Here is a 19,121-nt window from a genome sequence, read left to right on the forward strand (position 1 = left end):
GCGCCCCCCTCACGCCACCCGTTGCCTGCGGCGACCAGTCTGTCACCGGAGGCACGGCGGCCGGTGCCCCGACCGGCCGAGGTGGCGGACGTCATGCGTCAGCGGACCAGTTTCGACAATCACCCGCGACGCCGGGCGGCGTGTCGGCTATCCGGCTGGTGGTGGAGTGCCGTGGCTCGCATTGAGGCCCCACAATGAGGGGCCGGTCACCGGACCGCGCAGTGGGGAGGGCCCAGGTGAGTCAGGCAAGCGAGCCGAGCCCCGCCGGGCCAGCCCCGGCGGCACCCGTGTCGCCGCGCACTGTACGGACCCGTCAGATCCGACTCGTCGGGCTGATCGTCGCGTTGGCCGTCCTGGCCGCCGCCCTGGTCCCGATCGTCCTCGCGGCGGGCCCACCGACCCGGGACGAGCTGCTGGAGGACGCCCACCTCAAGGGCAAGCAGCAGCTCGTCATCGGCGTGAAGGACGACCAGCCGGGCATCTCGCAGCGCCTTACGAACAACGTCTGGAAGGGCTTCGACGTCGACATCGCGTACATGATCGCGAGCTACCTCGGGTTCGACCACTCCCAGGTGCGTTTCGTGCCGATCGAGAGCGAGGACCGGGCCCGTCGACAGGCCCAGGACGGCGAGGGGTTCGTCATCGTCGACCTGGTCATCGCCTCGTACAGCATCAACGACAAGCGCAGGGAGGAGGGCGCCGTCTTCTCGGCCCCCTACCTGAACACCGAGCAGTCGGTGGTGACGTTGAAGAGCTACCAGAAGCAGGTGAGCAGCCTGGAGGATCTGCGTGGGCTGACGGTCTGCTCGCTGACCACGTCGACGTCCATCCAGCGCCTCGCCGAGGCCGGCGCCTCCCCGGTGGGTCGAAACCGGATCAGCGAATGCATCCAGGAGCTGTACGACGGCAAGGTGCAGGCCGTCACCACCGACGCGGCGATCCTCGCCGGCTTCGTCACCGGCGATCAGCCGGACGACGACGGTCAACACTTCCCGGTGACCCTCAAGAACGTCAAACCGCTGCGGCACTGGGACATCGGCTCGTCGCCCCAGGAGCGGTGGGGCATCAACACCGGCCCCAACCAGGCGCTGCTCGACCTGGTCGACCTCGCGCTCTACAAGTCGGCCAACGACGAGAACGACTCGGCCTGGGAGAACGCGTACAACGCCAACCTCCGTTGGCAGCAGGGATACAACCTCCCGCAGCCGGTCGCGGAACAGCAGCAACCCGATCCGAGGAAGGTGGAGGTGCGACAGTGGCCGTGGGAGAGGATCGCGCTACCGCCCCCGGCGTACCCCGGCTCACCACCAGCTCCGCCAAGGCAGTCCGCCCGCGCCGGATGGCGGGGGCGCGGCAGGCGCAGCAGTGGCTGCTGACCCTCCTTCCCACCTTCCCCGTCCTGCTCCTGGTGCTGCGGCTGTGGCAGCTCAGCCAACAGGACATGTCCACGATGCTGCTGCTGGTCCAGTACGTCAGTCCGCTCGGCCTGCTCAGTGCCCTGCTGATCGCCCTGGTGTGGGCGTTCCCCGTGGTCGTGCTCACCTTCGGTGTCCTCGGTCGGCTGCTCCGGCTCAGCGCTCCGGACCGGTTCGACCCGGAACGGTCACTACTGGCCTCCGGGACGGCACGTACCCCCGGTTGGGTGATCAGCGCGGCGGTCGCGCTGGGGGCGCTCACCTGGCAGCTCCGCTTCCTGCCGTCACTGCTGATGCTCGGCCTCTGGCTGCTCGCGCTGCGCACCCGCTACCTGCATCCTGACCAGCCGACCCGGGTCCTGCTGGTAAGCGTGGCCCTGCCGCTGGCCGCGGCGGTTCTGGCGTACACCGTGCTGGGCCCGGCCATCTGGACGGCGTACCAGGATGGCGAGATTGCCACGGCCGCGCTGCTGGCGGTGCCGCCCGCCGCCACCGTGCTGCTCACCGGCCCGATCCCCGGCTGGATCGCCCCGACGCTGACCCACGGTCTGGCGTTCACGGTCGCCGCCGTGCTCCCGGTGGTGATGGGCGCGGTCTTCCTCCGGGTGCCGCTGCTGCCCACCGCCGCGGTCGAGGTGGTCCCGAAGCAGTCGACCTCGACAGCCCCGGACGTCCCGGCCTCGGCAACCCCGGGCGCTGCTGCGACGGGCGGCGGTACGGCGAGCCTGGCCGGTGGGGACGGCCCGCCGAAGGCCGACGGCGGCCGGAAGGTGGTGCTCGGCGCGCTCATCACGGTGACCGACACGTCGACGATCGTGCTGGACCGGACGGCCACCGTGCGGTTCCTGCCGAATGGGTGGGTCGAGTCGCAGGTCCTCTGCCCCCAGCCCGCGGCCGTTCCGTACAGCCTGGTGTCGGTGCGGGGCTGGCCGGTGGAGGAGACCGCGCTGAACTGGATGATGCCCCGGCGTCCGGTGGCCGACCCGGACGTCCGCTGCGAGGGCCGCCTTCCCGGCGACACGTGACCCACCACCGAATTGGATCGCCGCAGCGGGACCGGCGGTCTTAGGCTGCGCGAATGCTGCTACGCATGTCGACTCTGTTGCTGCGGACCCTGCGCGAGGATCCGGCCGACGCGGAGGTGCCGAGCCATCGGCTGCTGCTGCGCGCCGGTTACCTCCGTCGCGCCGCGCCGGGCGGCTACACGTGGCTGCCGCTGGGCAAGCTGGTGCTGGACCGGATCACCGACGTCGTACGCGCCGAACTGACCGCGATCGGAGACCAGGAGGTGCACTTCCCGGCTCTGCTGCCCGCCGAGCCGTACCGGACCAGCGGCCGGTGGACGGAGTACGGCGACCTCCTCTTCACCCTGGCCGACCGGCGCGGCGCCGAGCACCTGCTGGCGCCCACCCACGAGGAGATGGCGGCGCTGCTGGTCAAGGACGTGTTCACCTCGTACCGGCATTTCCCGGTGACGCTGTTCCAGGTGCAGACGAAGTTCCGCGACGAGGCGCGGCCCCGGGCCGGTGTGCTGCGCGGCCGGGAGTTCCTGATGAAGGACGCGTACTCCTTCGACCTGGACGAGGCGGGGCTGCGGGACGCGTACGCCCGGCACCGGGCGGCGTACCAGCGGATCTTCGACCGGCTGGGCCTGGAGCACACCGTGGTGCACGCGATGTCCGGTGCGATGGGCGGCTCGGCGTCGGAGGAGTTCCTGGCCGCGACCCCGGTCGGTGAGGACACGTACGTCGGCTGCACCGCCTGCGACTACGCGGCGAACACCGAGGCCGTCGTCACCCGGGCACCCGCCGCCGGCGACCCCACCAGCGCGCCCGCGGCCGAGGTGCACGACACCCCGGAGACCGCGACCATCGCCAGCCTGGTCGAGCTGGCGAACAGCCGCCGGCTCGGGGACCGCGATGACTGGACCGCCGCCGACACCCTGAAGAACGTCGTGTTGACAGTGCGTCAGCCGGGCGCCGAGCGGACCGAACCCCTGGTGGTCGGGCTGCCCGGTGACCGGGAGGTCGACCTGAAGCGGCTGGGTGCCGCGCTGGAGCCGGCCCAGGTGGCGGTCTTCGAGGAGTGGGCCGAGCATCCGGAGCTGGTGCGCGGGTACATCGGGCCGCAGATGCTCGGCAAGCTGGGCATCCGTTACCTGGTCGATCCTCGCGTGGTGACCGGCTCCGCGTGGCTGACCGGGGCGAACGAGCCGGGTCGACACGCGACGGGTGTGGTCTGCGGGCGGGACTTCACGCCCGACGGCACTGTCGAGGCGGCCGAGGTGCGCGCCGGTGACCCGTGCCCCGCCTGCGGCGACGGCGAGCTGACCATCCGGCGGGGTATCGAGATCGGGCACATCTTCCAACTCGGTCGCCGGTACACCGACGCGTTCGCGGTCGACGTGCTCGGCCCGGCCGGCAAGCCGGTGCGGCCGACCATGGGCTGCTACGGCATCGGGATCTCCCGAGCGGTCGCGGCCATCGCCGAGCAGCACCACGACGAGCGGGGACTCATCTGGCCGGCGGCGGTCGCCCCGTGTGACGTACACCTGGTGGTCGCCGGCAAGGGCCCGCAGCTCGACGCGGCGCTGGACCTCGGCGGGCGCCTGGCCGCCGCCGGCCTGCGGGTGCTTGTCGACGACCGGACGCACGTCTCGGCCGGGGTGAAGTTCACCGACGCGGAGCTGATCGGCATCCCCCGCACCGTAGTGGTCGGGCGCCGACTTGCCGACGGGTACGTGGAGTTGCGCGAGCGGGCCGGAAACGGGCGCGCGGAGCTGCCGGTGGACGCCGTGGTGGAGCGGATCGTCGACGAGGCTCGCCGCGAGCGTGCGAACCTGGTGTAGCCACCGCGTCACGGGGTAGTGCAAGGGGATCGGGTGGATACGTCTTCGGAGGACCTCATGACCGCTTACCGGGTCAGCGATGTGATGACCAAGCAGGTCGTGTACCTGTCGGCAGAGACCACCCTGGACGAGGCGGCCAGGGTGATGAAGGAGGCGGACATCGGCGACGTGGTCGTCACCGATGGCGCGACCCTCGCCGGCATGCTCACCGACCGGGACATCGTGGTGCGGGCGGTGGCCGAGAACAGCTCGCCGGCGGCCACCACCATCGGCTCGATCGTCACCCGCGAGGTGGTCATGATCGAGCAGCACTGCACGGCGGGTGAGGCCGCGGCCCTCATGCGGGACCGGGGCATCCGTCGGGTGCTGGTCTGCGACAGCGACCGCAAGCTGGTGGGGATCGTCTCGCTCGGTGACCTGGCCATGCAGCTCGATCCGACCAGCGCCCTGAGTGAGATCAGCGAACAGTCACCGACGGTTTAGAAATCGCCGGCGGTAGCCTCGACACATGGCTGACATGCCGGCCCGACTGGCCGAGATCGTCGACGAGTTCGCTGCCGCGCCACGCGACCTGGTGCTGGAGATGCTGCTGGAGTACGCCGACGTCATCCCGCCGCTGCCCGCCGACGCCGCCGGGCACGAGGGCATGGAGCAGGTGCCCGAGTGCCAGACCGCGTTCTTTCTGCGCGCCCGGGTGACGCCGGACGGGACCGTCGAGACCCTCTTCGACTGCCCGCCCGAGGCGCCCACCACCCGGGCGTTCGCCGGGATCCTCGCCGAGGGTCTGGCCGGCGCGAGCGCCGAGGAGGTGTTGGCCGTGCCGGACGACCTCTATCAGCGGATGGGCCTGGCGCAGGCGATCAGCCCGCTGCGGGTGCGTGGCGGCACGGCGATCCTGGGCCGGCTCAAGCGGCAGGTCCGGGAACAACTCGACTGAGCGGGCAGTTGGCACCGATCATGGAGATCGAGATCTACGCCGACGTCGTCTGCCCGTGGTGCTACCTCGGCAAGCGCCGACTGGATGAGGCGCTCGCCCGCTACGAGGGCGAGGTGACCGTCCGGTACCGGCCGTTCCAACTCGACCCGTCGCCGGTTCCCGAGCCCCGCCCGATCCTCGACGCGCTTGGCGACAAGTTCGGCGGCCCGGAGCGTGCCCGGCAGATGGTCGCGCGGGTGACCCAGGCCGCGGCGGGTGACGGGCTGCGGCTGGACTACGACCGTGCGGTGGCCGCGAACACCTTCGACGCCCACCGGCTGGTGGCCTACGCCACCGAGCACGGCCGGGCGGCCGAGATGGTGGACGCCCTCTACCGGGCGCACTTCACCGAGGGCGTCGACCTCGGTTCGCGGGAGGCGCTGGCCACTGTCGCCGGCGGGATCGGCCTGGACGCGGCCGACGCCCGACGCTTCCTCGACTCCGACGAGGGGACCGCCGAACTCGCCGCCGAGCTGGCCGCCGCCCGCGACCTGGGCATCACGAGCGTCCCGACGTTCGTGCTTGCCGGAAAGTACGCGGTCAGCGGCGCACAGGAGACGTCCACGCTCCTCGCCGCGCTGGCCGAGGTCGAGCAGCGGGAGGCCGCCGCGCCGTAGACATCGACCGGAGCGATGTTTCACGTGCAACGGTATCGATGTCGGTGCCTGGTCAGGCAGGTCTGGCCAGGCCCTCGACCACCTGCGCGCCGGGAAGCGCGCCCAGCGCCGGGCCCGGCAGCGCGATCTTGCTGTGCCGTACGCCGGACCCGATGATCACGTGCGGGGTTGCGATCACCCGCGCGTCCACGAGGATCGGCCACTGGGCCGGCAGCCCGATCGGGGTGATGCCGCCGTACTCCATGCCGGTCAACTCGACCGCGTCGGTCATCGGAGCGAAGCTCGCCTTGCGCACGTCCAGCGCCCGCCGGGCCACGCCGTTCACGTCGGCCCGGGTGGTGGCCAGCACGATGCACGCCGCGTAGCGGACCACGCCCTCGCGCTTACCGGCCACCACCACGCAGTTGGCCGACACGTCCAGCCCCACCTCGTACGCCTCGCAGAACGCCGCCGTGTCGGCGAGGTCGGCGTCGATCGGCGCGACCAGCACGTCGTCCACGTCCACCGGCGCGCTGGCCGGCCACTGGGCGATGGCCTCCGCCACCGGCGCGGCGAGCAGATCGAGGCGGGCACGGGCCGGTTCGGTCTTCAGCGTTCCCATCACGGGTGCGATCCTCGCACCCGTACCGCCGGACCGCCCGCCGACTCCCGAGCCGTCCCGCGACGCCACCTCCACGTCGCGACTCAACTGCCGGCGAGGAAGGCGTTGTCGCGCAGGAAGGAACGGTCGCGGGCGGCCGCCAACTCCTCCTCGCGTCGGGCTCGGGCCCGCTGCAGCTCCAAGTCCTCCAGCGCGTGCCGGACACCCAGCCGGATCACGCCGTAGAGGAAGACGAAACCGAAGACGTAGAGGATCACCGTGGTGACGACAACGAACATGGCGTCACCGTAAGACGAACGTGAACCGGCATCCCTCTCATCTCCGCTCGGTTCCCCCGTACGTGTCCGCGAGGTGATCGGCCCAGGTACGCACACCGCGAGGCAGCGCCTCGGTGACCAGTCCACCGGCGCGCAGCTCGCGGCCGAGCCGGCCGGGAATCCGTACCGGCAGCAGGGGTCGGCGTGACCCGCGTGCCTCCCGCCAGGCACGGACGGCCTCGTCGAAGCGGAGCACCTGCGGCCCACCGAACTCCTCGATACCCCCGAGCGGGCCGGCGGTCAGCCGGGCCGCGAGCCGGGCGGCCACCTCACCCGGGTCGACCGGCTGGGCGAGCACCGCACGGTCGCCGACCACCGGGCCCAGCCGCGCGCTGGTGGTCAGCAGATCGTCGAGGAACTGGGGAAACTGGGTGGCGCGCAGCACCGACCACGGCACCGGGCCGGCGGCGACCACCTGCTCGGCTGCCAGCTTGTGCCGGTAGTACGGGAACGGCACATGGTCCACCCCGACGATCGAGATGTGGACCAGATGCCCCACGCCGGCCGCGCCGGCAGCGACCACCAGCCGACGGGTGCCCAGCACGTCCACCTGGTAGGTACGCCCCCGGGGCGAGGACGCCAGATGCAGCACCGCGTCCACGCCGGTCACCGCCTCGGCCACCCCGGCACCGCTGGCCAGATCGGCCACGACCCACTCCACGTCCGAGCCGGTACGCGGCCGGCGGCTGCTGGCCCGGACGCTCATCCCGTCGTCGCTCAGCCGCGCCAGCACGTGGCTCCCGAGTCGACCACCCGCCCCGGTGACCAGAACCCTCATCGTCCCCTCCTGTTCCGCGGACCCGTCGTGCTGATGACGGCCGCGCGACGCCACACGTGACGGCTCACTTCGAACGGATCAGGTCCAGCACGGTCAGCAGCGCGAAGAACGCGATCACGATCTCGTTGACGATCCAGGAGTGCCCCTCGGCCCACTTCCGCATCCGGGCCAGCACGCGCGCCGCCTTCTGCCCGAGCAGCACCAACGCCAGCAGCGGCACCGCGAGCAGGAACACGGTGAGCAGCACGAACGGCACCAGGTGCCACCAGGGGAGGTTGTGTCGGGCCACTGTCGCGCCGACCGTCGCCATGGTGAGGTCGTCGGTGGGTGTCACCACGAAGAGCAGGGCACCCATCCGCGAGGCCCAGCGCGGATCGGCATGGCCCACGCTGCCCAGCCAGCGCGGCGGCCCGGACCGGTTACGGCGCAGCCAGACCACCAGGGCCAGGCTCACCAGCAGCGCGAGCACCACCAGATCGATGACCGGACCGCGATCGATCCTGCTGGCGGCCGCGCTGGCGTCGGTCGCCAACCCGCCCAGCAACCGGGTCAACAACCAGCTCACGGTCACCCCGGCGGCGACCACCAGGCCCGCGCCGGCGAGGAAGCCCAGCGACGCGGCCCGGGGCCGGTCGGACGAGGCGAGGAAGACCGCCACGACCAGTTGGGTCCCGGCGACCATCACCACGGCCAGCGGCAGGACGGTCAGGAAGTTCATCGCCTGCCATCCTCGCGCCCGCCCGGTACCGCCATGGCGGATCCTCAGCCGATCACCCGCCCGGCCGGGTGGCCCCGCCCACCACCACGCGACCCGCCAGCAGCGCGCCGACAAGCGCCAGACCGGCCGCCACCACCAGGGTCACCACGTAGCTGGCCGGTCCGGGCGCACTCCCGGCGGCCAGGACGGCACCGGTGAGCGCCAGCACGGTCGCCGCGAAGAGCGAGTCGCCCAGTTGCAGCGACGAGCTGTTGCGCCCCTGCTCGCCGGGCGCGGACAGCTCCAGGGTGAGCACCGACAACGACGGGTACAGCAGCCCCATACCGAGCCCCGCCACCGCCCAGCCCAGCACGGCGACGGCCACCGGCAGCTCCGGCCGTACGGCCAACGCCACAGTCGCGGTGCCGGCCGTGATGCAGCACAACCCGACGCGGGGGAAGCTGGCCCGGGAGGCCGGCACGGGGAAACGGCCCTGCACCCAGGAGCCCACCGACCAGGCCAGGGCGCCCACCGTGAGGACGAGCCCGGCGGCGGTCGGCGACAACCCCCGCTCCCGGGAGAGCATCAACGGGATGACCACCTCGGCGCCGACGAACGCCGCCGACGCCAGCCCGCGCAGACCGATCACCGTGGGCAGCCCGCGGGCTGCCCGCAGGAACCCCGGCGGCAGCAGGCGCGGAGCGCAGACCAGCAGGCCGGCCAGGGCGAGCGCGATCACCGCCAGGGCCACCACGCCACGCTGCTGACCCCCGATGTGCAGCAGTGCGGCGCTCGCGCCCGCCCCACAGGCCCAGCCGATGCGGGCCATCGCGCCGGCCGGCGGCCGGGTCGGCACGGTCCGGTCGAGCGACCGCAGGCCCGGATGGATCAGCAACACCGCCGGCACGGCCACCGCCGGCACCACGAGAAAGACCCACCGCCAGCCCAGGTACTCGACGATCAGGCCGGCCAACGCCGGCCCGACCAGCGACGGTACGACCCACGCCGCGGCGAACGCGGCGAAGATGCGCCGATGCAACTCCTCGGGGTACGCCTGCCCGACGATCACGTAGAGCGCCACCGAGAGCAACCCGGAGCCGAACCCCTGCACGACCCGTCCGACCACCAGCGCCGTCATCATCGGCGCGGTCCCGGCGATCAGCAGCCCGACCACGAACCAGCCGACGCCGTGCCACATCGGCCCGCTGGGCCCCCGTGCGTCACACCAGATCCCGGAAACCACCATGGCCAGCACACCTGCGGCGAACGGGCCACCGAACGCGATCCCGTACAGCGCCAGCCCGTCCAGGCTGCGCGCGACCGTCGGCATGGCCGTGCCGACCGCCAACGCCTCGAACGCCAGCAGCGACACCAGCGCGACGCTGCCCACCGTCATCGCCCGCAGCCGGGGTGCGAACAGCCCGGCGGGGATCGGAACGGGGGTGACGGTTCGGCTCGACATGCACCGAGCCTGCGACCTCAACCCGGATTCATGTCAACCGGCGGTGACCCGGCTCTCGTCAGGCGTCCTGGAATGCCCTTCCGACGCCGCGTACCAGTCCCGACAGGTGCTGGTCCGCCAGGAGATGCCCGGCGGTGACCACCACGGCGAGCGGCCATTCGATCACCTGCAACGCGGCCAGCACGCCGAGCCCGGCGTAGTAGGCGATCTTGTCCGGTGGTGGCACCGCCATCTCACCCAGCATTGGCAGAGCGACCCGGCGGCGATACATCCGAATGTTCTCGCGTGAACCGTTGAGGTGTCGCGTGAAGGTGCTCATTCCGGCCTCCCCGTGTCCGGTGATGGCTGTCGGGTTCCACCACCCACCCCGTCCATGCGCGGCCCGGCCCGCAAAGTTCCGGTGCTCGAAGGGGCATAACGGACGGCAGGTCGGGAAGCCAGGCCGCCGGACGCGAGGCGGTGGGAGGACGAGATGACCGACGGCACCAGCAGCGACAACGGAGAGTCGGGTCGGCGTCCGTCCGGCCGTACGCCTCGATGACGGCGGCTGGTCGCGCCGCCGGCCGCCTCCTGCCGTCCATCGGCGTGCCGCACCTGGTCGGGGAGGCGTCCCGGAACTTCGGGTCGGCGGCGACCCGGCTGGCCCGGACCGTCGGGCTGACCCGGCGGCGGGTCTGGTCCCGCCCCGGCCGGCACCACATCGAGGTGCACGGCGTCTGCCAGGACGGTGGCGACCGGTTGGCCCGGCAGGTGGAGGCCGCGCTGGAACGGTTGCCCGGGGTGGCCTGGGCCCGGGTGAACGCCCCGTCCGGCCGGGTGGTGGTGGCCGTGCAGGCCCCCGAACCAAAATTGCGGGACCTCATCGCCACGATCGGGCAGATCGAGGGAACCTGCGACCACGAACCGGATCCGGAGATCCCGCCCCCGCATCCGCCGGAGGAGGGGCCGCGCACTCCGCGCACCCTGGGCGGCCTCGCCTCGGACGCACTGGGCCTGACCATCTCGGCGGCCACCCGGCTCCTGCCGTTCGCGCCGATGCCCGCCGAGATCGCCGGTCTGCTGACGGCCGCGGACCTGCAACCGAAGCTGCACGCGTTCGTGGGCAGGCGGCTGCGCTCCGACCCCCGCGCCGACATCATCTTTCCGCTGGCCGAGGCGGTGGCGCAGGGCCTGACCGGCCGTTGGACGGGGATCGTTCTCGACGGTGCCCAACGGTTGGTGCAGTGGGGTGAGGCGCGGGCCCAACTCGCCGCGTGGGAGAAGGCCGAGCCGCAGCTGACCGGCGACCCCGAGCGCGCCATCGCTCGGTGGCCGGCGGCTGAACGTCCTCGTCCGAAACCGGACGGCCCGGCTGAGCGCTACATCAACCGGATGTTGGCCGCTGGCGTGGCCGCCGGCGTGGCGGCGACACCGCTCGCCGGACGCAAGCGAGCCACCGCGCTCGGCCTGTCCGCGCTGCCCAAGGCCCCGGGCAGCGGACGGGAGGGGTACGCGGCACAGCTCGGCCGGGTCCTCGCCCGGCGCGGGGTGATCGCGATGGACCGAAGCGTGCTGCGGGAACTGGACCGGATCGACACGCTGGTGCTGGACGCCGCGGTGCTCGGCTCGGAGCGGGGCGTACTCGCCGACCTCGCCCCGGCGGCCGACGCGGACGTCGACGAGGTGGCGGAGCGGGCGTTCGCGCTGTTCGATCCGAGCGACCCGACAGGTGCACAGGAGCGGGACGGCTGGCGGCTGGCACCACTGGACCAACTCCAGGCGGGCGGTCCCGGCGACGTGCCGGACGGCGAGCGGCTGCGCACGGCCGGCGGGCAACTGCTGGGGCTCACCCACTCCGGTCGGTTCACGGCGCTGCTGCGGGTCGAACCCGAACCCGCGCCGGGTGTCGACGGCCTGCCGGCCGCTGCCCGCCACGCCGGCCTGAAGCTGATCGTGGCCGGCGGCGACGAGCAGCGGTACGGCTTCGCCGACGCGCTGCTGCCCGGCGGGGATCGGCTGGCCGACTCCGTACGCGCGTTGCAGCGCGACGGGGCGGTCGTGATGCTGGTGTCCGGGGACCGCGCGGCGCTCGGCGCGTCCGACTGCGGGCTGGGGATGTCCGCTCCGGACGACCTGCCGCCGTGGGGGGCGCACCTGCTGGTCGGCAGCGACCTGCGGATGGTGTCCCTGATGATCGAGGCGACCGGGGCGGCTCGGCGGATGACGCAGCAGAACATCCGGCTCTCCATGGCGGGCACCGGGCTCGGGGCACTGGGCGCGTTCACCGCCCCACCTGCCGATCTTCCCTTCCGGACGCTTGTCGCGGTCAACGGCGCGGCCGGGTTGGCCTTCGCGAACGGGGTCTGGCGGGCCCACCGGCTGCCCGACCGGTCGGACACGCCGGCGCCGGTGGCGACCGCCTGGCACCTGATGCCGGTCCGGACCGTGCTCGACCGCCTGGGCACCACGCCGGACGGGCTGACCAGCGCGGAGGCGCAGCGCCGACACGACGGCCAAGGGGCTGGCGGCGGCAACCCACCCGCCGGCGGTGGCCTGCTGCGGGCGTTCCTGGACGAGCTGTCGAACCCGCTCACCCCCGTCCTGGCCGCCGGGGCGGTGCTCTCCGCGTCGTTCGGCTCGCTTGTCGACGCAGCGCTGGTGGGCAGCGTCGTCGGCGGGTCGGCCCTGATCGGGGCGGTGCACGAACGCAACACCGAACGATCGTTGGCGGAGCTGCTGTCCCGTTCGGCGGTGACCGCGCGGGTCCGCCGCGACGGCGCCGAGCGGGTCGTCGCAGCCGAGGACCTCGTCCTCGGAGACGTCATCAGCCTCGAACCGGGAGACGCGGTGCCGGCCGACTGCCGGGTGCTCGAATCGGTGGGGCTGGAGGCGGACGAGTCGTCGTTGACGGGCGAGTCGCTGCCGGTCGCCAAGAGCAGCCGGGCGGTCGTCGCCGCGGCCATCGCCGACCGGCACTCGATGCTGTACGACGGCACCACCGTCGCCGCCGGCCACGGAACCGCCGTGGTGGTGGCGACAGGCGTGGACACCGAGTCCGGACGCAGCCTGGCGCTGATCCGGCAGGCGCCCCCGACCAGCGGGGTGGAGGCCCGGCTCGGCTCGTTGACCAGCAGCGCCATTCCGTTGGCGGCGGGTTCGGCGATCGCCGTGGCCGGTGCGGGGCTGCTCCGGGGCGTACCACTTGCCGAAACGGCGGCGACCGCCGCGAACCTCGCCGTCGCGTCGGTGCCGGAGGGCCTGCCGTTCCTGGTCAGTGCCGCGCAGCTGGCCGCCGCCCGGCGGCTGGCCGAGCACGGCGCGTTGGTCCGCAACCCACGCACGATCGAGGCGTTGGGTCGGGTGGACGTGCTCTGCTTCGACAAGACCGGCACCCTCACCGAGGGCAAGTTGCTGCTCGCCGGGGTCGGCGACGGCGTCGGCGACCGGTACGCCCCGGTGGACCGGCTCGACGACCGGCTCCGACTGACCCTCGCCACGGCGCTGCGGGCCACGCCCGCCGCGGCCAATCCGGAGGACCTGGCGTTGCAGACCGACCGGGCGGTCCGGCGGGGCGCCGCCACGGCTCACGTGGTGGAGCAGACCGGCGCCGCTGGCTGGCGGGCTGCCGGCGGGCTGCCGTTCGAACCGTCGCGCGGCTACCACGCGAGCATCGGTGAGACCGGGGGTCGCCTGCTGCTGAGCGTCAAGGGCGCCCCGGAGACGGTCTTGCCACGCTGCGCGACGCGGCGTGTCGACGGCCGGCAGGAGCCTCTGGACGACGCCGGTCGCGCGGAACTGCACCGCCTGCTGGCCGACCGGGCCGGGGCGGGGCACCGGATCCTCGCCGTCGCGGAGTGCCAGGTGGACGCCGCGCACATCACCGACTCCGACGTCCGGGGTCTGACCTTCGTAGGGTTCCTGGCCCTCGCGGACGGGGTCCGGGAGAGCGCGGCCCCCGCGGTACGCCGGATCCGGCAGGCCGGGGTCCACACCATCATGATCACCGGTGACCACCCGGCCACCGCCGAGGCGATCGCCGCCACCATCAGCGAACACGACGAGCAGCGGGTGGTCACCGCCACCGAACTCGACCAGTTGGACGACGACGCGCTCGCCGAGCGGCTGGCCAACACCGACGTCGTGGCCCGCTGCACCCCGGCGCACAAGGTGCGCATCATCCAGGCGTTGCAGAAGTGCGGGCGGACCGTGGCGATGACCGGTGACGGTGCCAACGACGCCCCGGCGATCCGGTTGGCCGACGTCGGCATCGCCCTCGGCCAACGCGGCACGCCGGCAGCGCGCGCCGCCGCCGACCTGGTGGTCACCGACGACCGGTTGGAGACCATCATCGCCACCCTCGTCGAGGGTCGCGCGATGTGGTCGTCGGTCCGCCACGCGCTGAGCATCCTCGTCGGCGGCAACCTCGGCGAGATCGCGTTCAGCGTGCTCAGCGCCGCCGTGACCGGCCGTTCCGCCCTCACCGGCCGGCAACTGCTGCTGGTCAACCTGCTCACCGACCTGGCGCCGGCGCTGGCCATCGCGGTCCGCCCACCCGCCTCGGACCGCACCGACGCTCTGCTCCGGGAGGGCCCGGACGCGTCGCTCGGTGCGTCCCTCAGCCGGGAGATCGGGCTCCGCGCGGCGTCCACCACGCTGGGCGCGACAGTCGGCTGGACGTTGGCCCGGTACACGGGCCGCCAGCGCCGGGCCGGAACTGTCGCCCTCGTCTCGCTCGTCGGCACCCAGCTCGGCCAGACCATCCTGGCCGGCGGCACCAGCCCCGCCGTGCTGGCGTCCACGGCGGCGTCGCTGGGAGTGCTGGTCGTGGTGGTGCAGACGCCGGGGGTGAGCCAGTTCTTCGGCTGCACGCCGCTGGGCCCGGTCGGCTGGACCATCGGCGCCGGATCGGCGCTCGGTGCCACCTTCGCCAACGGCGCGCTCACCAGACTGGTGGAGCACCTTCCGTCGGCACGACCCGACCTCGCGCAGCCCGCCTCCGGGGCCGAGGAGACGGCCACGGACGGCTGACGCTTGAGCGCGGCCGGCTGGGGTATCGGAGCCGGGGGAGGTGGGCATGATGGCCGAGCATCCACAGGTGACGTTCATCGGCACCGCGACGACTGTGCTGCGGATCGGCGGGTTCACCCTGCTGACCGATCCGAACTTCCTGCACCGCGGCCAGCGGGCGTACCTCGGAAAGGGTCTGTGGTCGCGCCGACGCACGGACCCGGCGCTGCGGATCGCCCAGCTTCCCCACCTGGACGCCGTGGTCCTGTCCCACCTGCACGGCGACCACTTCGACCGGGTGGCCCGCCGGGAGCTGGACCGGGAGCTGCCCATCGTCACCACGCCCGCCGCCGAACGCAAACTGCGCCGCTGGGGCTTCCACGCCGCCGAGGGCCTGCCGACCTGGTCGTCACGAGAGCTGCACCGCGACGGTACGACAGTGCGGCTGACCTCGATGCCCGGCAAGCACGGCCCCGGCCCGCTGGACCGGCTGCTGCCCGACGTGATGGGCACGATGATCGACGTGGAACGCGACGGGCGGCGCGGGTTCCGGCTGTACGTCACCGGCGACACGCTCAACCGTCCGCTGCTCACCGACATCCCTGAGCGCTATCCGGACATCGACGCGATGCTGATCCACCTCGGTGGCACGAAGGTCGCCGGAATCCTGCTCACCATGGACGCCCGCCAGGGCGCCGACCTGGTGGAGCTGATCCGCCCGAAGCTGACGGTGCCGATCCACTACGACGACTACCGGGTCTTCCGCTCCCCGCTGGCGCACTTCGTCGACGAGGCCCGCCGCCGGGGCTGGGTCAAGCAGGTACGCACCATCGCGCGCGGCGAGACCGCGTCGCTCACCCCGACTCCCGTCGAAGGTCGTTCCGACGAGATTGATCTCGCTGACTAGCCTGACGCCATGCCGTCGCTCCTGGCCAACGGAACCCGCCCGAAGGCCTGGCCCAGTTTGCCGCTCGCGCTGCTGCTGCCGTGCAGCTTGCTGATTCTGCTCGGTGTCACGGACGACCGCGAGCCGCCCCCACCGGTCGGCGTGCTGCTGCCGGCGACGGTGATCGCGGTGGAACCGGCCCAGACCGCTGACGGCCCCTACGTGCTGCTACGCGTCAATCCGGTCGACGGTCCCACCACCTGCGGCATCTACGAGCGGTCGTTCCCGGACCGACGGCTGCCGCCGCTGGACGAGCGACTGACCGTCGACTACACGCCGGCCAGGTGCATGCCGAAGCCGGTCAACACCGAGATGCCCCGAAACGTGATCGTCGCCATGGGGGCCATCGGGTTGACGGTGTCGCTCCTCTGGCTCTGGGCCGGTCCGCGCTTCCAGCGGCTGTCCCGCCGGCGGCGCTACCGCTCCTGACTGATGCGACAGTCACCGCTCTTCGGCACGGAACGGGTCCCGGGCCGGCCCCTGCTCGGCCCAACAGAGACCGCCACGAAACTCCACCCCCGGTATGCCGTCACCGAGTCGGCTGATGTCCACCACGCCCGCCAACGAGGTGACGAGGTCCGACCGCAGTTCCTCGGCCGCCGACTCGACGTCGCCCTCCTCCTGGGACCAGTCGATGTCGGCTCCCCGCAATTCGGCGACGGCACGACCGGTAACCGCTGCCGGGTCGGTGACGACCACCTCGACCCGACAGTAGATGTGCACGGTGACGGGAGTTGGTTGCTCATCCATCCGCGGATCATGGCAAGCCCGATGTGCGACCCGACAGGTCAATACCGAAGCGGTCTGGGAAGCGGCACCTCTCCTCGCATAGCCTTCTCGGCCAACTCGACGCGCTCCGGGTGGAGCCTGCTGTCGTCCAGGGGGTGGCCTGGAACGTTTATGCAGCGTTGGCCCGACAGGGCAGCACACACTGGGCACAGGAGAAAGAACCCGCTCGACGGCACCAGTTCGACACCCTGAGCCAGGGCCGCCCGGCCGATCTTGATGATCGCCTCGAAGAGGTCGCGGTCCTGGTGCCGCGTAGCGGCAGCGGCCGCTTCCCGCATCCCATCCCAGAAGTTCTCGGCTGAATTCGGGTCGTCCACGTCAATCCGCACGATCGCGGATCCCCGCCGCCGATCCAGGTAAACGCGAGCTTCTCGGGGTCCTGCCGATCCACCCACGACGGTAGTATCTCCGGGCTTTGATCTACAGCGGGGAGGAAGATCCACATGCGATGGAAGATCCCGGCCGGCGTTGCGATAGCGCTGGCCTTCATGGTCCCGGCGGCACCTGCGGTGGCGCAGAGCGTTACGCCCGGCCTCAACGAGAGCTGCCAAACGGTCGAGCGCAAGACGTTCAAGGACATCCGCGAGCTGTTCACCGTTGACCTGGACACCGCCACCGACACCCAGCTCCGCGTGCTGGCCAACCAGATCCAGGCCACGGCGAAGAAGGAATCCCTGACCACCCTGCCTGACGCCGTTCAGAAGCGGCTGGACGGCGCCTCGGACGACCTGCGCGCCTTCCTCAAGAAGGACGTGCAGAACATCTGGGAGGTGGATCTGCGGATCAAGGTGGGGCAGACGATGACCGGCGCCGGTCCCAACGTGAAAAAGGCCGCGCAGACGACGCTCGACGACGGATCCGTCGACGCCTTCCTGGCCTACCTGAACGAGGGCGTGTACGCCGCACGTGCGCTCGACTGCGCGTCCCAGCCCACCCCGACGCCGACGACGACGCCGACGACGCAGCCCACCGCGACGCCGAGCGCGACGTCGACCGTCCCGCCGACCGCGGCCACCTCCACCAGCCCGGTCGCTGGTGGCGGCGAGGGCGGTGGACTGCCCCTGACCGGCGCCGACACCGCGACCATCGCCGGCATCGGCGGTGCGCTCCTGCTCGTCGGCGGTGTGGGCTTCGTGGCCGCACGCCGGCGCCGCGCCCGCTTCGTGGCGTAGCCCGGTCTGACGCGCCCGGTCCGACACCTCGTCAGGCCGGGCGCGTTGCGTTGAAGGGCGTTACAGCGCCGTTGGTGTCGTCCGTTGATCCTCTTGACCGGACACCCTGAGTAGGGTCGGCCCGGTGAATCTGAATCTCTACAACGATGTGCCCGAGGGCCTGACGCTACGGGCCCGGTCCTTCATCCGCGCGAACGGCGTCAAGGTCGACTGCCTGCAGGTCGAGCAGTGCCGGGAGCGATGGGTTGCGCTGGGGATTCCTTCGACAGAGGTCGACCGGGTGGCGGTGTATCAAGAGCGCTGGGGTGGTCTGGTCTTGCCTCCAGCCCCGCAGTACGACGGCGGCCCCAGGTACCTCGGTGCCCATACGCCGGAAGGGTCGATAACTGAGGGATGGCGGTTTGAAGCTGGCACACAGCGGACAGCCGTTCCGTATGCCTTCATGATCGGACCTGCCGGCGAGTTCGGGATTCACGCAGGGGATTGGGTTCCTCTACATGCCTCGATCGAAGGTTGGGTGGAGTCTCTTGCATTGGCTGACCATGCAGCCAGCTGGGCGAAGCAAATCACGAAGGTCAACGGCGATGAGGTGGATGACATCGCGTTGGAGGACCACGAGCCGGTGCGAGAGGTCATGGGGCTGGCGGACACCTGGTGGCGGGGCACTGACTCGCTGGTGGCGATCTACACAGGGGAAGCGCAGTGCCTTTCCTTCCCTGCGGGTCGCACCGCACGGATCTACTCAGGGCTTGATGAGTGGGGCCTACGCGGCGGCGTTGCTTGAGGGCGACAGCTAAGGATTCGGTGGCGACTTGAGCCTCGGCTGCACCAGTTGCGACTGGCTGCACCTGCAGGACCTGCGGGACGCGTTCGCCACGTTCCTGCTCGACCAGGGCGAGGAGCTGCGGATGGTGATGGAGCTGCTCGGGCACTCCGCGATTCGGATGACTGCCGACAGCTACGGCCACGTTCTGCCGGCGCGGGCTCGTCAGGCTGCCTCGCCATCGACCGGGTGCTGGGCGAGGAGGGGACGGCGTGACGGCTTGGCTGTACTCGGACCCGAGATCAACCAAGGAAAGTGCTGGTGGAGCCCAGGGGACTCGAACCCCTAACCCCTGCCTTGCAAAGGCAGTGCTCTGCCAGTTGAGCTAGGGCCCCGTGAGCGGCGGCGGCGATGCGTCGCTCACCGCCGGTCGGACGTCAGCGCAGGTCGGGTGCGGTGGTCGCCTCGTGCCACAGGGCACGCTCGTCGTTGGCGGCCTTGACCTTGTTGAAGACGACGGCAGCCACGCCGACGACGCCGGCCAGGATCAGCAGCTTCTTGAACATGGGGCGACCCCTCGCGCTCGACTAGCGTCGGACGATGTGCGGTGGGGCTAGATGGAATCGAACCATCGACCTCAGAGTTATCAGCTCTGCGCTCTAACCGACTGAGCTATAGCCCCGCGTTGCGACGAGCAAGATTAACCCATCCGCTCTGCCGGCCCCAAATCGGGGTCCGAACCTGCGAGCCGGGC

The 19,121-nt window shown here is 71.7% G+C and carries 20 protein-coding genes, 2 tRNA genes and 1 pseudogene; 12 read left to right on the top strand and 11 right to left on the bottom strand.

What is annotated here, in order from left to right; genetic code table 11:
- Window positions 1–236: 236 nt before the first annotated feature.
- From AB0B97_RS08245 to AB0B97_RS08270, 6 genes are read left to right on the top strand one after another with little or no spacing between them, the layout of a single operon-like run.
- Window positions 237–1,376, top strand: coding sequence for a transporter substrate-binding domain-containing protein (locus AB0B97_RS08245; protein WP_357491668.1), 1,140 nt, complete (start codon window positions 237–239; stop codon window positions 1,374–1,376).
- Window positions 1,262–2,440, top strand: coding sequence for a hypothetical protein (locus AB0B97_RS08250; protein ID WP_357491670.1), 1,179 nt, complete (start codon window positions 1,262–1,264; stop codon window positions 2,438–2,440). The genes AB0B97_RS08245 and AB0B97_RS08250 overlap by 115 nt, the downstream gene beginning before the upstream one ends.
- A 53-nt stretch (window positions 2,441–2,493) precedes the next feature.
- Complete coding sequence (locus AB0B97_RS08255) at window positions 2,494–4,263, top strand: proline--tRNA ligase (RefSeq protein WP_357491672.1); 1,770 nt, start codon at window positions 2,494–2,496, stop codon at window positions 4,261–4,263.
- A 57-nt stretch (window positions 4,264–4,320) separates the two neighbouring features.
- Complete coding sequence (locus AB0B97_RS08260; protein WP_357492087.1) at window positions 4,321–4,746, top strand: CBS domain-containing protein; 426 nt, start codon at window positions 4,321–4,323, stop codon at window positions 4,744–4,746.
- Between the two features lie 25 nt (window positions 4,747–4,771).
- Window positions 4,772–5,200 carry a SufE family protein gene (locus AB0B97_RS08265; protein WP_234584468.1) on the top strand — a complete coding sequence of 143 codons (429 nt, stop codon included), beginning with the start codon at window positions 4,772–4,774 and terminating at the stop codon, window positions 5,198–5,200.
- A gap of 20 nt (window positions 5,201–5,220) precedes the next feature.
- Window positions 5,221–5,856 carry a DsbA family oxidoreductase gene (locus tag AB0B97_RS08270; protein WP_357491674.1) on the top strand — a complete coding sequence of 212 codons (636 nt, stop codon included), beginning with the start codon at window positions 5,221–5,223 and terminating at the stop codon, window positions 5,854–5,856.
- Between the two features lie 52 nt (window positions 5,857–5,908).
- Here AB0B97_RS08270 and AB0B97_RS08275 read toward each other — a convergent pair whose 3' ends face one another.
- The 6 genes and pseudogenes from AB0B97_RS08275 to AB0B97_RS08300 form a co-directional block, all read right to left on the bottom strand.
- Window positions 5,909–6,457, bottom strand: a complete 549-nt coding sequence (locus AB0B97_RS08275; RefSeq protein WP_234584466.1) for a YbaK/EbsC family protein — start codon at window positions 6,455–6,457, stop codon at window positions 5,909–5,911.
- An 83-nt stretch (window positions 6,458–6,540) separates the two neighbouring features.
- The gene (locus tag AB0B97_RS08280; protein WP_234584465.1) at window positions 6,541–6,735 is read right to left on the bottom strand and encodes a hypothetical protein; all 195 of its coding nucleotides are present in this window, start codon (window positions 6,733–6,735) and stop codon (window positions 6,541–6,543) included.
- 37 nt (window positions 6,736–6,772) lie between these two features.
- A complete protein-coding gene (locus tag AB0B97_RS08285) occupies window positions 6,773–7,552 on the bottom strand; it encodes an NAD(P)H-binding protein (protein WP_357491677.1) in 780 nt (259 codons plus the stop codon).
- Between the two features lie 64 nt (window positions 7,553–7,616).
- The gene (locus AB0B97_RS08290; RefSeq protein WP_357491679.1) at window positions 7,617–8,270 is read right to left on the bottom strand and encodes a GAP family protein; all 654 of its coding nucleotides are present in this window, start codon (window positions 8,268–8,270) and stop codon (window positions 7,617–7,619) included.
- 52 nt (window positions 8,271–8,322) lie between these two features.
- Window positions 8,323–9,711 carry an MFS transporter gene (locus tag AB0B97_RS08295; protein WP_357491681.1) on the bottom strand — a complete coding sequence of 463 codons (1,389 nt, stop codon included), beginning with the start codon at window positions 9,709–9,711 and terminating at the stop codon, window positions 8,323–8,325.
- Window positions 9,712–9,769: 58 nt separating this feature from the next.
- Window positions 9,770–10,086: pseudogene (locus tag AB0B97_RS08300) on the bottom strand (hypothetical protein).
- Window positions 10,087–10,248: 162 nt separating this feature from the next.
- On the opposite strand from AB0B97_RS08300, the gene AB0B97_RS08305 reads away from it, so the two are divergent.
- From AB0B97_RS08305 to AB0B97_RS08315, 3 genes are read left to right on the top strand one after another with little or no spacing between them, the layout of a single operon-like run.
- Window positions 10,249–14,718, top strand: a complete 4,470-nt coding sequence (locus AB0B97_RS08305; protein WP_357491683.1) for an HAD-IC family P-type ATPase — start codon at window positions 10,249–10,251, stop codon at window positions 14,716–14,718.
- A 49-nt stretch (window positions 14,719–14,767) separates the two neighbouring features.
- A complete protein-coding gene (locus AB0B97_RS08310) occupies window positions 14,768–15,604 on the top strand; it encodes an MBL fold metallo-hydrolase (RefSeq protein ID WP_357491685.1) in 837 nt (278 codons plus the stop codon).
- A 9-nt stretch (window positions 15,605–15,613) separates the two neighbouring features.
- Entirely contained in the window at window positions 15,614–16,072 is a 459-nt protein-coding gene (locus AB0B97_RS08315; RefSeq protein WP_357491687.1) for a hypothetical protein, read from the top strand.
- Between the two features lie 12 nt (window positions 16,073–16,084).
- On the opposite strand, the gene AB0B97_RS08320 is transcribed toward AB0B97_RS08315, so the two are convergent.
- The gene (locus AB0B97_RS08320; RefSeq protein ID WP_357491689.1) at window positions 16,085–16,393 is read right to left on the bottom strand and encodes a hypothetical protein; all 309 of its coding nucleotides are present in this window, start codon (window positions 16,391–16,393) and stop codon (window positions 16,085–16,087) included.
- A gap of 38 nt (window positions 16,394–16,431) precedes the next feature.
- Window positions 16,432–16,761 (bottom strand): hypothetical protein, encoded by a 330-nt coding sequence (locus AB0B97_RS08325; protein ID WP_357491691.1) that lies wholly within the window; start codon window positions 16,759–16,761, stop codon window positions 16,432–16,434.
- Window positions 16,762–16,875: 114 nt separating this feature from the next.
- On the opposite strand from AB0B97_RS08325, the gene AB0B97_RS08330 reads away from it, so the two are divergent.
- The 3 genes from AB0B97_RS08330 (at window position 16,876) to AB0B97_RS08340 (ending at window position 18,716) form a co-directional block, all read left to right on the top strand.
- Window positions 16,876–17,604 (top strand): LPXTG cell wall anchor domain-containing protein, encoded by a 729-nt coding sequence (locus AB0B97_RS08330; protein WP_357491693.1) that lies wholly within the window; start codon window positions 16,876–16,878, stop codon window positions 17,602–17,604.
- Between the two features lie 124 nt (window positions 17,605–17,728).
- Entirely contained in the window at window positions 17,729–18,388 is a 660-nt protein-coding gene (locus tag AB0B97_RS08335) for a hypothetical protein (RefSeq protein WP_357491695.1), read from the top strand.
- A 28-nt stretch (window positions 18,389–18,416) separates the two neighbouring features.
- A complete protein-coding gene (locus tag AB0B97_RS08340) occupies window positions 18,417–18,716 on the top strand; it encodes a tyrosine-type recombinase/integrase (protein ID WP_357491697.1) in 300 nt (99 codons plus the stop codon).
- Here the strand turns inward: AB0B97_RS08340 and AB0B97_RS08345 are convergent.
- The 3 genes from AB0B97_RS08345 to AB0B97_RS08355 form a co-directional block, all read right to left on the bottom strand.
- Window positions 18,687–18,762 (bottom strand) — tRNA-Ala (locus AB0B97_RS08345). The genes AB0B97_RS08340 and AB0B97_RS08345 overlap by 30 nt on opposite strands.
- A gap of 42 nt (window positions 18,763–18,804) precedes the next feature.
- A complete protein-coding gene (locus AB0B97_RS08350) occupies window positions 18,805–18,933 on the bottom strand; it encodes a DLW-39 family protein (RefSeq protein ID WP_007453934.1) in 129 nt (42 codons plus the stop codon).
- Between the two features lie 42 nt (window positions 18,934–18,975).
- Window positions 18,976–19,049 (bottom strand) — tRNA-Ile (locus AB0B97_RS08355).
- Window positions 19,050–19,121 lie beyond the last annotated feature (72 nt).

Origin of the sequence: Micromonospora sp. NPDC049004 (genome assembly GCF_040649315.1) — a bacterium.
GTDB lineage: Bacteria > Actinomycetota > Actinomycetes > Mycobacteriales > Micromonosporaceae > Micromonospora.